The organism is Paenibacillus sp. BIHB 4019 (genome assembly GCF_002741035.1).
Lineage (GTDB): Bacteria > Bacillota > Bacilli > Paenibacillales > Paenibacillaceae > Pristimantibacillus.
Genome location: NZ_CP016808.1, coordinates 4,480,765 through 4,495,902 on the forward strand (window position 1 = coordinate 4,480,765; position 15,138 = coordinate 4,495,902).

General features: G+C 49.4%; 11 protein-coding genes. 8 read left to right on the forward strand and 3 right to left on the reverse strand.

Annotated features, from left to right (window positions below; all coding sequences use genetic code 11):
* Position 1 precedes the first annotated feature (1 nt).
* The 5 genes from BBD42_RS19425 to BBD42_RS19445 all read left to right on the forward strand — a co-directional run bounded on the left by BBD42_RS19425 (position 2) and on the right by BBD42_RS19445 (position 6,718).
* Entirely contained in the window at positions 2-1,876 is a 1,875-nt protein-coding gene (locus BBD42_RS19425) for an IucA/IucC family protein (protein WP_099519507.1), read from the forward strand.
* 145 nt (positions 1,877-2,021) lie between these two features.
* Positions 2,022-3,005 (forward strand): ABC transporter substrate-binding protein, encoded by a 984-nt coding sequence (locus BBD42_RS19430; protein WP_172455558.1) that lies wholly within the window; start codon positions 2,022-2,024, stop codon positions 3,003-3,005.
* 99 nt (positions 3,006-3,104) lie between these two features.
* Entirely contained in the window at positions 3,105-4,094 is a 990-nt protein-coding gene (locus tag BBD42_RS19435) for a FecCD family ABC transporter permease (protein ID WP_237163155.1), read from the forward strand.
* Positions 4,095-4,138: 44 nt separating this feature from the next.
* Positions 4,139-5,092 carry a FecCD family ABC transporter permease gene (locus BBD42_RS19440; protein ID WP_172455559.1) on the forward strand — a complete coding sequence of 318 codons (954 nt, stop codon included), beginning with the start codon at positions 4,139-4,141 and terminating at the stop codon, positions 5,090-5,092.
* Between the two features lie 45 nt (positions 5,093-5,137).
* Entirely contained in the window at positions 5,138-6,718 is a 1,581-nt protein-coding gene (locus BBD42_RS19445; RefSeq protein WP_099519510.1) for an AraC family transcriptional regulator, read from the forward strand.
* Positions 6,719-6,747: 29 nt separating this feature from the next.
* Here BBD42_RS19445 and cntE read toward each other — a convergent pair whose 3' ends face one another.
* Entirely contained in the window at positions 6,748-7,944 is a 1,197-nt protein-coding gene (gene cntE / locus BBD42_RS19450) for a staphylopine family metallophore export MFS transporter CntE (RefSeq protein ID WP_237163156.1), read from the reverse strand.
* 1 nt (position 7,945) lies between these two features.
* Entirely contained in the window at positions 7,946-9,583 is a 1,638-nt protein-coding gene (gene nikA, locus BBD42_RS19455) for a nickel ABC transporter substrate-binding protein (protein WP_099519511.1), read from the reverse strand.
* Positions 9,584-9,777: 194 nt separating this feature from the next.
* Between nikA and BBD42_RS19460 the strand changes: the two genes are divergently transcribed.
* The 3 genes from BBD42_RS19460 to BBD42_RS19470 all read left to right on the forward strand — a co-directional run bounded on the left by BBD42_RS19460 (position 9,778) and on the right by BBD42_RS19470 (position 13,235).
* On the forward strand, positions 9,778-11,439 hold the full coding sequence (locus BBD42_RS19460; RefSeq protein WP_099519512.1) for an AraC family transcriptional regulator: 1,662 nt from the start codon (positions 9,778-9,780) through the stop codon (positions 11,437-11,439).
* 43 nt (positions 11,440-11,482) lie between these two features.
* Positions 11,483-11,875: a DoxX family protein gene (locus tag BBD42_RS19465; protein ID WP_056029960.1), complete on the forward strand. Its 393-nt coding sequence runs from the start codon at positions 11,483-11,485 to the stop codon at positions 11,873-11,875.
* Between the two features lie 310 nt (positions 11,876-12,185).
* Complete coding sequence (locus tag BBD42_RS19470; protein ID WP_481855886.1) at positions 12,186-13,235, forward strand: Leu/Phe/Val dehydrogenase; 1,050 nt, start codon at positions 12,186-12,188, stop codon at positions 13,233-13,235.
* A gap of 508 nt (positions 13,236-13,743) precedes the next feature.
* Here the strand turns inward: BBD42_RS19470 and BBD42_RS19475 are convergent.
* Complete coding sequence (locus BBD42_RS19475; protein ID WP_237163157.1) at positions 13,744-14,988, reverse strand: MFS transporter; 1,245 nt, start codon at positions 14,986-14,988, stop codon at positions 13,744-13,746.
* Positions 14,989-15,138: the final 150 nt, after the last annotated feature.

Below are 15,138 nucleotides of genomic sequence, written 5' to 3' on the forward strand. Positions count from 1 at the left end.
GATGGAATACGGAAAGACAGAAGTTTTGACAGCGCTGCCGGTAGAGGGAGCGAGGCAGGAAAACAATTATGCGCTGGCGATGCGCTCAGCTCATTATGTTCAAGTAAGACGCCGGATTTTTCGGCAGCTGGTTCAGTCCATGCTCTATGAAGGAATTGTCGAAGGCTTGAAGTCGGAGCCGGGTAATCGCTGGTCCTGTGAAATTCAAGGGGTGAGCGAGAGCGGGGAGGCGGTCGCATATATTTGCGGGGGCACGCGGCATCTTACGTTTGACCGCTTGCGGATGGATGGCCAGCCGCTAAGGCGCCGAATCCATAACAGCGAAGCCGAGGCGGATTCGCTTTCGCTATTTCTGCTTGAGACGGCTGCGGGGAGTGGAGCAGATGAGGCGCGGACGCTGCATTTTATCCAGGAGCTTGAACAGACGCTAATTAACGATACGCTTGCCCAATATGAACGGCATCAAGTGGCCATTCCTATCCATCAGCAGCCTTATGAGGACTGGGAAAGCTTGATTATGGATGGGCATCCGTATCATCCGAGCTACAAATCGCGTATTGGCTTTAATGTTTCGGATCATTGGGCGTACGGACCGGAGTTTGCTAAGCCAATCGAGCCTCTATGGGTAGCTGTGCAGCGGGAGTTCGCAAGGACAAGCAGCTCAGCCACACGCCAAAATGCCCATTCATCGCAAACTGACCTGAACGAATGGATTAGCACACAGCTGGATGAGGGGAGCCGTTCCAGATTCGCTGCTTATTTCAAGCAGGCTGGCGTTGATGCAGATTCCTATGTGCTGCTGCCCGTCCATCCATGGCAATGGCACAATAAATTAACGTCCGTATTTGCAGCGCCTATTCGCGAGGGGAAAATCATGCTGCTCGGCACGGCAGGGGAGCTTTATACCGCCCAGCAATCGATTCGCACGCTTGCCAATCGGACAGCTCCGCATAAAGCCTATATCAAACTGGCCTTAAGTATTTTAAATACATCAACCGGAAGGATTCTGGCTCCTCACACGGTTGAAAATGCACCTGCCATTACGGATTGGCTCCAAGGCTTGGCAGCTGAAGACAGCTATTTACGCGAGCAGCTGCGTGTCATCCTCTTAGGCGAGGTGGCGGGGGCGGCCTATGTCGATGCCGATATTCCCGCTGCTTTGCAGCCGCAAAGCTATGGCGTGCTCGCCTGCATATGGCGGGAGAGCCTGCACCCGCTGCTGCTGCCGGAAGAATCGGCCGTGCCGTTCAATGCGCTATGCGCAACGGATTTAGACGGCGCGCCAATCATTGATCCATGGATTAAGCAGCATGGAGCGGAAAACTGGTTGACCAAGCTGCTGAACGCGAGCGTACGCCCGATTATTCATTTTCTATTTGCCCATGGCATCGCTCTCGAATCTCATGCTCAAAATATGGTATTGATTCATCAAGCGGGACTGCCGCAGCGGGTTGCACTGAAGGATTTTCATGACGGCATTCGATTTATGAAAGCGGCACTAGTCCAGCCAGACAAGTGCCCGCAGCTAGTGCAAGTTCCGGAATATCATCAACGGGTCAATCGCAATTCGTTTTTGGAAACGGATGACCCGGCCGCTGTGCGCGATTTCGTCCATGATGCCTTTTTCTTTATTAACTTAGGGGAACTGGCGTTGTTTATGGAGGAGCATTACGGCTTCGCCGAGGAGAAGTTTTGGCAGCTGGCTAAACGGATTATTGTGGAGTACCAGCAGCAGTTTCCAGAGCATGCAGAGCGGTTTGAACGCTTCTCGCTGTTCGATGCAGTCATTGGCGTTGAGCAGCTGACGAAAAGAAGGCTGTTCCCGGATAATGAGCTCCGCATTCATCAAGTACGCAATCCTTTAGCCGATCACTGACGTTCATGGATAAAAATGGGTATATTTTCACTGATATTAAAAATAATGCATGAGATCGACAGCTTATTGCATGGACAGCTTGCCGGAAGGCTTGGTATTCTTATTATTAATGATAATCATTATTAATCGCAGGGAGATGTCGTACATGCTAGGAAGAGCTTTAGACAAAAAACACCGTTTTACGATTCATTTTGCAGGGTTTATGATTTTGCTCCTTATTTTATCGGGCTGCGGCAATGCGGCTTCTGGCGGAACCAATACCGCCTCGCCGGATGCAGCCTCACCTGAAAGCACAAGCAGCGCGGAGCCAGCGGCAACGACCCGGGTAGTCAAGGATACATATGGCGATGTTGAAGTACCTGCGAATCCAGCGCGAGTTGTTGTGCTTGATATTGGGGCTTTGGATAATTTGCTGGAGATGGGCGTCAAACCAGTCGGTGCTCCTTCAATATTGGCCGCTGGCGATCCTTATCCTGCCTATTTGGCAGGAACGGATGGCATTGAAAATATTGGCTCGGTCAATGAGCCGAATCTTGAAGCGATTGATGCGCTGAAACCTGATTTAATTATTGGAAATAAAGATACACACGATGCGATTCATGATCAGCTGGCGCAAATTGCCCCAACCGTATTCGTAGAAACGCTTGGCGTAACTTGGAAGGAAAACTTGCAGCTGCATGCGGACGCTGTGAACAAGCAGGCTGAAGGCACAAAGCTGCTTGAGGGCTACACGCAAAAAATAAATGAGCTGAAAGCAAAAGTCGAAGGCAAGGAAGTTTCGCTCTTCCGTCCGCGTCAGGATAAAATCCAAATTTATTTGGAAGGCACATTTGCTGGCGGCATTATGAAGGAAGCGGGCATCGTTCGCCCGGCCGCGCAAACCGATGAAGGTTTCTCTAAAGATTTAACCGAGGAGCAGATCGCTGACCTTGATGGCAATGTTATCCTTTGGTTTGATCGGGAGAAGGATGCATTTGCCAAGCTGGAAAGCAGCCCGCTATGGAAAACCTTAAAAGGAGCGCAAAACAATAGCGTCCATCCGGTAGATTGGGAATATTGGATGAGTGGCCTAGGTATTCAAGCGGCTACTAAAGTGGCTGATGATATAAACACTTATGTTGCTGGCTAAAAGATTCGCGAATATCGTTTCACTGAAGATTGGGTCTCCCGCATTGGCGGCCCAATCTTTCTGTATGATTATACCGTTTTACGTTCGGAGGTAGAAACATTGAGGGGCAGAATGACCGGTTTGGCAGTACTGCTTGTTTTACTTGTGCTGGCATGGGCTTCCAGCATTATGTTTGGCATTGTACGGGTGCCTTTTGCAGCAGTTATCGATGCTTTTTGGGCTTTTGACGAATCACGGGATCAGCTCATCGTAAGGTCGGTCCGATTGCCGCGGGCGATGATCGCGATGCTGGTTGGCGGCTCATTAGCAGCAGCGGGCTGTCTGATGCAGGCGCTTAGCCGCAATGCGCTCGCTGGCCCGGAATTGTTCGGCATTAATTATGGAGCCGCTTTAACGACCGTTATCGCGTCATTCCTTTTCGGCACAACTTCGCTGGTTTTGTTTACTTGGTCAGCCTTTGCGGGCGCTGCTATAGCTGGTTTTTCGGTATTTATGCTGAGCTCCATCGGCAGACAGCCGCTAACGTCGGTCAAGCTGGTGCTAGCAGGGGCCACGATTAATTTGCTGCTGGCTTCGCTGACGCAAGGCATTCTTATTTTAAATGAACAATCGCTGGATACGATGCGCTTCTGGCTGGCCGGCTCGATTACGGGTCGGGATATGCAATTGTTTTTAACGGTGCTTCCTTATATGCTGCTTGGTTTGGTTGGCTCCTTTTTATTAGCAGGACACATGAATGTCATCAGCCTAGGGGAGGAGATGGCCCAAGGCTTAGGTCAGCGGGTCATATTGATCAAGCTGCTCTGTATCGGCGTCATTATTATTTTAGCCGGAAGCGCTGTTGCCATTGCGGGGCCCATTGCTTTTATAGGGCTGGCGGTTCCACATATTGCCCGGTTCATGGTTGGAACCAATTATCGCTGGATTTTGCCTTATGCCATCGTATTAGGCGCGTTGCTGCTATTGCTGGCTGATATCGCAGCCCGGTTTATATTGCCTGGCGAGGAGCTGCCTGTAGGCGTCGTGACTGCTTTTCTGGGAGCGCCCTTTCTCATTTATTTGGCACAGCGAAAGGGGGGAGCGAAATAGTTTCTTCTATTATAAAGGGACGCTACTGGGGAATCATTTTACTCTTGCTTGGACTAAATCTGCTTGTTCTGCTTTTGAGCATCGTGCTTGGCGAACGCGCGGTGCCTCCCTTCGAAGCCATTCGAACGGCGCTGCATGTCGGCAATGATGAATTTGCGTTTACAATCCGCGGGGTCCGATTGCCGAGAGTGCTCACTGGCTTCTTAGCTGGCTGCGGGCTCGCTGTATCCGGCATGATTTTACAAATCATTACTCGCAACCCGCTTGCCTCGCCAGGCATTATTGGGCTGAATTCGGGAGCAGCCGCGGCTGTTGTCGCTGTCATGGTGCTTGTGCCTGCCTATCCGATGAGCCAGCTGCCGTTTGCCGCTTTTGCCGGAGCTGTTATAGTAGCCGCTTTAATCTATTGGTTGTCCTGGAGCAATGGCATATCAATCATTCGCTTGCTGTTAGTCGGAATTGGCATTTCAGCTATGGCAGCAGCATGCATTACTTATTTGCTGACACTTGGCAATATATTTCGCGTATCCCAAGCGTCGGTATGGATGGCTGGCAGCTTGTACGGGCGGACATGGGAGCATTTTTGGCCTTTGCTGCCGTGGATGGCAGTGCTGCTCCCTTTGGTGCTGTTAAGCGTACGCCAGCTTGATCTGTTTCAATTAACTGATGATTCAGCCAAAGGGCTGGGCATGCGCCTGGAGCGGATGAGATTTTGGTTTATTCTCATGAGCGTTGCGTTAGCGGGATCTGCCGTATCGATGGCGGGGACGATTGCGTTCGTTGGCCTAATCGCCCCTCATATGGCTGTGCGATTAGTTGGTACGCGCAGCATAAGACGGCTGCCCGTTACGGCTTTGCTTGGCGGTTTAATCGTTATCGTTGCAGATTTAATAGGGAGAAGCATCTTTTCTCCTTATGAGATACCAGCTGGTCTAGTTACCGCATGTATTGGCGCGCCTTATATGATCTATTTGCTGATGAGACGTAATACTATATAATAGAAGAAATTGTCACGGTTTTACGAAAGGTCGGTGCTAAACCGAATGCCGTTGCGTTCTTCGAAGACGAATCAGCTCTATTTATTTTCATCGTTGCGGAAACGGAAGTTTCCGGTTCATCAAGGAGCAGGCAGCCATAGGATAGGCGTGCATGTGCTGTGTTTTATTTTGGAAGGCGAAGCAAGCCTTTTAATAGATGGCGTATTGTGCAGAATTCGCCCCTTCGAGCTGTATCTATTAGTGCCGGGAATGATCATTGATGTTCCGGACCGCTGCAGCCTGATTACGTATTACGGCCTTTTTTTCCAGCCTGTTATGCTCGTGAAGGAAGGCAAGAAGTTTGAAGGGGTAAAATCATTATCGCTGTCTGGCGCTTTTTTGCCGGGCCATATTGCTATTCGCCAGCCGCAGCAGGTGCTTCAACGATTGCTGCATATGCATGACCAAAGCAGAGGGGCAGCGAGAGCGGATGCTTTTTCCTTGCGGCTGCTGTTAGAAGAATTTATCAGCTTTATTATTACAAATGCACCGGAGCAGCGTGAAGCGAGCGATGAGCGAATTGAGCGCAGCATTATTTATATGAAAGAAAACTATACGGGGAAAATAAGCATTGACCATTTGGCAGAGGCTGCCGAAATGACGACAACCGCTTACTCGCGCCTTTTTCGCAAAATGAAGGTCGCAAGCCCTATTGAATATTTAAATCAAATCCGGATGGATAAGGCGAAGCAATTACTCGATCAGGAAGATCGGCGCGTGAAGGAAGTGGCTGATTTCGTCGGCTTTCGCAGCGAGTTTTATTTCAGCCGCATGTTTCAGCGTTTAGTCGGCGTATCGCCAACCGTTTATATGAAGCGCGGAACGATGAAAATCGCGGTCGCTTCTTCACTTGGCTTTCACGAGCATTTGCAGTCCATCGGCATCGAGCCTGTATGCGTCGTCGATTTGTTTCAATATCCAGGTATAGGGGAACAGGCGTATAGCAAACAGTTGATTGAGCAGCTTAGCGAGCTAAAGCGTTCCAAGTGCGATTTAATTATTGCAGACCATTACCATTTGCATCTTAAGGACAGCTTTAAGCAAATCGCAACTCCGTATTTTCTCGATTTTTCCGTGTGGGATTGGAAACGAAACTTTGTGAAAATTGCCGAGCTTGTAAATCGGGAGCGTGAAGCCGAAGCGGTGCTGACCCGTCTGGATTTAAGCATTGAAGATGCCAAGCGGCTGCTGCACCATTCGATGGGCGAGGAACGGATTACGGTTATGCAGGTTAGTCACCGGGCGGTTGGCATTCAAGGAAAAACAGACCATCCCCTCAATGAACTCATTTATAAAGAGCTTGCTCTAAAGCCGGGTGGACAAGTGCCTGAAGAGATGTGGAGGCTGGAAATTCCGCCAGAAGCGTTGCCTGTACTGGACACAGAGCATTTGTTTATTCAGAAGCATCATGTGCTGGCAGGCAGCGAGGAAATATTCAAGCGGATGACACAAACAGCTGCGTGGCAGGAGACAGGTGCCATTCAAGAGGGAAATATACATGCGATTCCTAACTGGTTCGTCATGAGCTGGACACCGTTAGGAAGGCAGCATATTATAAAAAAGCTCATTGATTTGCTGGCAAAATAGCCGATCAATGAGCTTTTTTTTCATGCATATTAACGGGATTCCGATTTCAAGCGGCGGCCGCTTATGCGTACAACCGCAGCAGCGGCAAGCAATAATAAGGCGCACATGCTGTACATAACGGAGTAGGATAAATGATCGGCGACTGGTCCCATCGCCATGTTGCCAAGCACAACGCCGAGATCGGACATGGCAATAAATAAGCCAATGAGCGTATTTCGGGAGGCGGCTGGCAGCACAAAGGTCAGATAGGTCATTAAGGTTGGATAAAGCAGTGCCATGCCAAGCCCGATTAGTCCGGCTGCGACATACATATAGGCGGCTCCCAAATCAATGGACAACGCTAGCAGCTCGGTACCTATCGTCATACACAGCAGCAAACTAATCGTTAAGCCAGCAGGCCACTTGCCGTCGGAGGGCAGCTTTGTCCGCAGCGCAAAGCGGGAAACGACAATGATGCCAGCCTGAATCATGAGATAAATGCCGGCATCGCCAACACCGCTTTGCTTCGTATATAGAGCAATAAAAGTGACGACAGCACCAAAGCCGATAGAAGCAATAAGCATGGCTATACTGCACACGAGAAAAGCCCGATTGCTCCATAATTGGTTAAGCTGCGCCAGTGTAGAGCTTGTCTTCGCACCAGTGCTAGAACTGGCCAAGCGGGAAGGAAGGGGGGAGCTATACCCCACAAAGCCTGCTGCAATGCCAATAATAAGCATGGCGGCTGCGAAGGTGTGCAGTTCGCCCCAATTCCATAAATAAAGGGCAGCCATAGGCAGAACAACGGTTGGCAGCATGCCAGCTAACAAATATAGCGACAGTCCTTGCGAACGCTCCTTTTCAGGCAGCGTATCGACAATGCCCATCTGCAGCGCCAAGGAAAAAAAGGCGGTCGTCACGCCCTGCAGCGCACGCAGCAGAAAATACCATTCCAAGCCGAGAAGCGAGTATAACGCCAAAATAATAAAGTTTGCGAGCAATAATAAACGCAGCACAAACTGTGGGCCAAAGCGGGCGACCACATTGCCTGCCCAGGGCCGAAGCAGCATGCTGGTAAGCATATAAGCGCCCATCATCATGCCAATTTCGCCATTGCTTGCTCCTTCGTCTTTCCCGCGCAGCGGAACAACGATATTAATAATCGGATTCGCGCTGAAAAATAAAAAGGTTACAATATAAAGCCGCATAAAAGGCGGGGATACGGATACAGCTATGTTTTTGCCCATTTTACGGATTTAGTTCGAGCCCTTCGAAAGGATGATCCCAACGGCTGGCTGGAAATTTGAAGTTTTTCAAGTTTTTCTGGTAAACGACGGTTTGTTTAATATAAGAGATCGGCAAAATAACCGACTGTTCATTTAACGTTTTTAAAATGGACGTATACAGCTGCTGGCGCTCGGCTTCGTCCGTGGAAGCGAGTGCTGTGACAATTTGCTCATCCAGTTCCGCTTTCATCGGGAGGCTGCTATGTGCTTCCGATATGCCGAAGCCCGGCTCCCTGACCGAATTAATAAGCGTATGCGGATCATAAGGCACACCGTAATTGAACCAGAAATGGATGTCGAAGGTGCCTTCCCGCAAGCGCTGAGGAATCATCGCGAGTTCAACAGCATTGAGGTTCAGCTTGACTCCAATTTCGGCCCACCCGGATTGAATCGTTTCGGCCATTGCTTTCTGAATCAGATCGCCTTTATCGTACATTAATTCAAGCTCAAGCTGCTGGCCGTCTTTTTCTCTTACCGTTTTACCAGCTTCGAGCTTCCACCCGGCTTCATCCAAATAGGCATTTGCTTTGGCGACATCGTAACCGATAGGCTCAAAGTCGATATTGGAGTAAGGATAGTTTTTGGACAAAATGTTGTTGGCTGCTTCCTCAAGGCCACCCGTTACGCCATCTACCATGGTTGCTTTGTCAAAGCCTTGCTGAAGCGCAAGCCGCACCCGGTGGTCAGCCAGCTTGTCGTTTAGCGTATTGAGCAGCAGGCTTCTTGTGCCAACAGGCTCGGATAGCCCCGTCTCATATTTGCCTGAATCCTTTAATTGCTGGAAAGCATCCATACTGATTGCGCCCTCGCCAAAAATCAGATCCAGCTCGCCTTTCTCGAAAGCGAGAACCCGTGTTTCGCCATCCGGTATAATTTTGACTGTTATTTTGTCGAGCTTCGGCATTTCTCCCCAGTAATTCGGATTTCTGGTGAAAACCGCATATTCATCTTTCTTATAATCAGCGAGCTGCCAAGGTCCGGTGCCGATCGGCTGCTTGATATCCTTCGTCGTATCTCCGTCATCCGGGAACCCGGCTTCAGCAAGAAAACGGAAAGGCCGCACAATCGCCAAATCCTGCAAGGTTGGATAGTAAGGAGCGGTCAGCGTTATTTTAAACGTAAATTCGTCGACAGCTTCCGTTTTTTCAAGCACTTTGACGAGTCCAATCCAGCTGTGGACGCTTTTGTTAAGCATGATTGCATCAAAGTTTTTCTGGACAATGGCTGCGTTAAACGGCGTTCCATCCGCGAATTTGACATCTTGGCGGAGCTTAAACGTATATTCCTTGCCATCGGTTGAAATGACCCATGACTCAGCGAGCAGCGGTTTGAGCTCTCCGCCTTCGTTGTAGCTGACCAATGGCTCATAGAGCATAGACTGTGCGAATAATTGCGACGGATAGTAGACATGAGGATTGAGCGGACCTATATCTCTAAGCCAAGCAACGGTAATCGCTTGTTCCTTAGGGGCGGCTGTGCTTGTTCCCGCCTCGTTGCCATTGGAGGCCGACTCTTGCTGCGAGCATCCCATTGCGAGCATGACTAATACGAACAGAACGGAAATCGTCTGCAGGGTGGTATTTCTTTTTATTCTGGACATCTTTGCAGGTACCCCTTTTCATCTATTGAGAATGATTATTACGTTCAATAATACTAAGGATTCTTCACTTGGCTAGCAATAGAGAAATGTCTGTTTTTTTATTGGACAAAATGAAGAGCGGGCGCGGATGTTTCTTGATAGCCCATTTATATTCCGATATACTAATACAATTATGATGAGAAGGGGGCACGCCGATGGATGAACATTCCTTGATAAAACCTGATGAAACATCAGCTTCCCTATCGCTGCCTTACTTATATATTCTTACGTCTGTTAACATAGTAGATTGTGCATTTGACCGGTCGATTCATACATTGGAAAGCGAAGGACATCGCCTCATTGCTTTTGCACAAAGCGGGGGCAAGCTTCATCTGGAGGGCCACTCTATTTATGCCGAAAAAGGGGCGTGCTTTCTTCTTGCTCCTGGGGCAAAGGCGCAAGTGGAAGGAAGTGAGCCGTGCGATCATCGGGGAGCGGTATATGTGATTGCTTTCGATGCTTATCGAGTGGGAGAACGGGAGCCAGCGCAAGAAATAGGCTTAACCTTGCCCTATGAGACGAGAATTGATGTGACTGCGATGGCGCGGCTCGTTGATTTGCTGGAGCAAGCTGCTGAGGGGGCTGCAAATCATCAAAGCTGCAAGCAAGTGGACCAATTCAAGCAGCAAATTAGGCTGCAGGAGCTTCTTGTGTTGCTGATGGAGCATGTGGCAGCTTCGCGTTCCTCATCGGATGCTAAGCTGGCCGTTCAGGAAAGCATCGCTTATATGGTGGAGCATTACCGAGAGGAGATAACCGTGGAGCAGCTGTCCAAAATGTCCGGTGTAGCCCGCTGGCAATACAGCGCATTGTTCCAAACGTTAACTGGCAAAAAGCCGCTTGATTATTTGACGGAGCTCCGTTTGAATCGGGCGAAGGAACTGCTGCTGCTAACGAATGATCCTTTACGTGAAATTGCCCGCCAGGCAGGTTTCAAGGATGAATATTATTTTGCCCGCAGGTTCCGGCATGCCATGGGGCTGACTCCGAAGCAATATGCTAAAACTCGCGGCGTCAGCCATCCGACGATTAAGCAGGATGGTAGCCCTTTCTCACGAATCGTTGTAGTTGGTTATGTGCTTGGCGATTTGCTTTCTCTAGGCATTAGGCCAGTAGGCGCCGACATGACGGTTATTGGCCGAAAGGTCGTTTATCGCAATGAGCTGAAAAATATTTCAGATATTGGCTTGCTGGGGGAGCTCGGCAAGGTGAAGGCGCTATGCCCGGATTTGATTCTCTACAGCAGCTTCCGGCAGGATCGAATGGAGGAGCTGTCCAAAATAGCACCTACCGTATCGATTGATCGCTTGCAGCCGACCTATGACCGGCTCATGCAGGTGGCGGAGCTGTTCGGGAAGGAAGAACAGGCGAGGCAATGGATTGAACATTATGAGCGCAAAGCCGGAGAGATGTGGCGGCATTTGGCTTTATATACGAAGGAAAGGGAAACGGCTGCTATTTTTGTCCTAGTAGATGGTGATTTGTATGTCATGGGCATGAGAGGCATTGCCTTGACGCTTTACCATCCGATGGCGTTTGAGCCAGCAGACAAAGTAAGGCAATTAATTGAAGCAGGAATTCTTTTCCAAGCGATTGCTCTGGAGCAAATGAGTGAGTATCATGCTGACCGCCTATTCTTATTAGTAGGGGAGAGCGAGCGGTCTAGAACCGAGGCGGCGCGCATTACAAAAAGCGCGTATTGGCAGTCGTTGGACAGCAGCCGGGTTTATGTAACGGAAGCCAAATGGAATTTTGATGATCCCATTACAAGGGACAGGCTTTTGCCCGCGTTGCCGCGAATTTTCCGCTTGCCGTAGCAGATGTGGTACAATATTTTCAAAAACGTAGGGGGAACTATCGATGTATGCTCGCACTTCAAAAGGACGGCTTTGGACATCCTGGATTATGAGCGGTTTGGTTATTTTGTTTATGCTGTTTGATGGCATTATGAAGCTGATTAAGCCTGCGGTTGTAGTGGAGTCAACACTCGAGCTCGGGTTTCAGGAGCATCATATTGTCATTTTGGGCGTCCTTGCGCTCATTTCCACGATTTTATATGCGCTGCCGCGTACGTCGTTTCTCGGCGTTGTGCTGCTGACCGGTTATTTCGGCGGGGTTATCGCGACGCATCTGCGCTTGGATGCGCCATTGCTGAGCAACACATTATTTCCTGTATATCTTGCTGTGCTTGCTTGGGGTGGCATTTGGCTGCGGAACGAGCAGGTGCGCAAATTAATTCCTTTTCAAAAATAGAAGAGGAATAGAATGAAATAGCTAGCCTAAACAGCCTTATTTTGCTCTCGCCCAGAACGATTACGGTTCTGGGTCGCCGAGAAAATAAGGCTGTTTTTGTTTGCGGCCCATCTATATGGGGGCCATCGAAGGCAAACCGTCTAGTAAAACTTGCATGGTTGGCTAGGCAAGCGGATGAGTCAAATCATAGCTTTAAAGAATAGAGTATCAAGAGGGATATTCTAAAACCCTTAATACCTGTATGAACCTCATGAATAATCATAGTGTTATTATATCTGACATTATTTGAGTGGAGATAGGAGTGGGTGTTTTGTATTTTGAGCGGTTGGAGCAATATGATGTGGAGCAGCTCATTTTTGGTTATGATCGCAAATCGGGCTTAAAGGCAATTATCGCTATTCATGATACGACGCTTGGACCGGCGCTTGGCGGTACTCGCATGTATCCCTATGCAACGGAGGAGGCCGCCGTCCACGATGTCGTCCGGCTTGCGCGAGGCATGACCTATAAATCGTCCGTTGCAGGGCTTAATTTGGGAGGGGGCAAGGCGGTCATTATCGGCAACCCCATGACGGATAAAAGCGAGGAGCTGTTTCATGCGTTTGGACGATTCATTGGGACATTGAACGGGCGATATATCACGGCGGAGGATGTAGGGACGACTGTGGCGGATATGGATTTTATTCGTCAGAAGACGAAATTCGTTACGGGAGTATCGCCAGAGTTTGGCAGTGGGGGGAATCCTTCGCCATTTACAGCACTCGGTGTATTTCACAGCATCAGAGCCGCCGCCCTTGAAGTTTTCGGGTCAACTGATCTAAAGGGAAAAACGATTGCGGTACAGGGTGTAGGCAGCGTTGCCTATCATTTATGCCGCTATTTGCATGAAGCGGGCGCAAAGCTGATCGTGACCGATGTCGTGAAAGCAAATGCAGAGCGCGTTGTCCTTGAATTTGGGGCAATAATGGTCGGCGTGGATGATATTTATGGCGTCGAATGCGATATTTTTGCTCCATGCGCGATGGGCGGAATTATTAATGATGATACGCTTCCTCTGCTAAAGGCAAAGGTGGTTGCTGGTGCTGCCAATAATCAGCTGAAGGAAGAAAAGCATGGCGATCAGCTTGCGGCCCAAGGCATATTATATGCTCCAGACTACGTCGTCAACTCCGGCGGCTTAATGAATGTCGCTGACGAATTGTATGGCTATAACCGGGAGCGTGTGCTCAGCAAGGTAGAGGGAATTTACAGCCAGCTCCAGCGTATTTTTGAAATATCGAAAGAGCAGCAAATTCCTTCTTTCCGTGCAGCGGATCGTCTGGCGGAGATGCGGATAAATAAACATCGGGTCTCTGATTAGTGGTGGAATTACGCGAACGCAATGGATAGAGCTGCAACCGTCCTAGGTCTGCTTGCCCAGTTTGCGCCAATGCCAGCACAGCCTCCTTATATGGCTCATAGGCTGCTGATTATTCCGGGAGTGGTTACGTTCTTGATGCCCCGGATGAGAATTTAAAGTTAATCAATGGGAAAACTGAGTTTTTCAAGATGCCTAAAAGCATCCGCAAGCTTCTTATGATAGCTGTAATAACTTTCTTTATTTCCTGGGGAATTATTAGCTTGTGCGCATCAGCTATCCCGATGTATTTAGAATTCATACTGATTTCGCCATGCGTCTTTCCGCCGCAATTGTATCGTTCATGCGAAACGCTGCTGCTGTTTTTTTGCGCTTTGCTAAGTTATCCCCTTAGCTCAGAAACGTTGTGCCATATAGTGCGCAGACATTTTCTGAGCTAAGGGGATAACGGCCTAAAGCAATGGAAACCCCAATACAACTCCCGGATGCGCCGTTGAAAGAAAAGGGAGAGCTAAGCAGCAGATTTCGGCAACCGGGTTGCCGCCCAAAAAAGGAGTGCTATAGAGCTAACGCCTGCCCCGAGCCAGCATACTCCGCCCCAGCCTGCATAAGCGTAAATGCTAGTAGAAGCAATAGAGCCGGCTGCGCTTCCTATGGAATAAAATACCATATAACCGGCAGTCAGTCTGCTTCGCGCCTCCGGCCGAATGCTGAGGATCATGCTCTGATTGGTGACATGTACAGCCTGTACGGCTAAATCCAGCAAGATAATACCTATTATTAATGGAAAAAGAGATTGGTCGCCATAACGAATGGCCAGCCAGGAAATAAGCAGCAGCGCAAGCGCGATGCCTGTTGTTCGTTGGCCAAAGCCGTGGTCAGCAAGCCGTCCTGCTCTCGATGCGGCTAAAGCTCCAGCCGCGCCAGCAAGACCGAAGGCGCCAATTGCGGTGTGCGAAAGCGAGAAGGGCGGAGCGCTAAGCGGCAGTACCAAAGACGTCCACAATATGCTGAAGGCGGCAAAAATGAGCAGCGCTAGCACAGCACGGACGCGAAGCACCCGTTCTTCCGCAAATAAGGTGGGTACAGAGCGCAGCAGCTGCCAGTACGATAGGCTGTCACGCTGCCGTTCATCGCGTGGCAAGATGCGATACAGCGCGACAGCCATCATAAGAGTAAGGGCTGCAGAAGCTAAGTATACAGAGCGCCAACCAGCGATGTCTGTCAAAATGCCGGCAAAGGTGCGAGCAAGTAAAATACCCATCACGATGCCGCTCGTTACAACTCCAACGATTTGTCCACGTTCAGCAGGTAAAGCTAGCGCCGCTGCGAATGCGACCAAGGTTTGGGTGACAACAGCAAGCAGTCCGACAATGGCAATACCTGCAAACAGTACAGCCGAGCTTGTGGAGAAGCCCACGACTAGCAAGGCGATGACGGATAGCAGCATTTGCGTGGCAATCAGTGTGCGGCGATTTATTAAATCGCCAAGCGGCACCAGCAACAGCAATCCAAGCGCATAGCAAATTTGGGTAACCGTAATGACCGCGCCTATCGAGGAGGCGGCTATGCCCAGCTCGCCCGAAATAGCGTCCAGCAAGGGCTGGGCAAAATAAATATTGGCTACGGCAAGCCCGCAGGCGAAGGCGAATAATAACGCTTTTTTTCGCGATAAAACCGGAATGGGGCTTTCTTTGGACTTACCTCGTACAGCTGCGGCGTCGAAGTTCGCAGACGGTGTTCTTTTTTTCATCATCAAAAATAACTCCTTCATGGCTTCGGTTTTGTGAGGGTCATTCATTGCCTAATATAAAATACTGATCAGTACATAATTATGCTTGATTACTATAATTTCAAAACCGTACCCTTGTCAAGGTATGAATGTTTTCACATTGACAGTATGCCT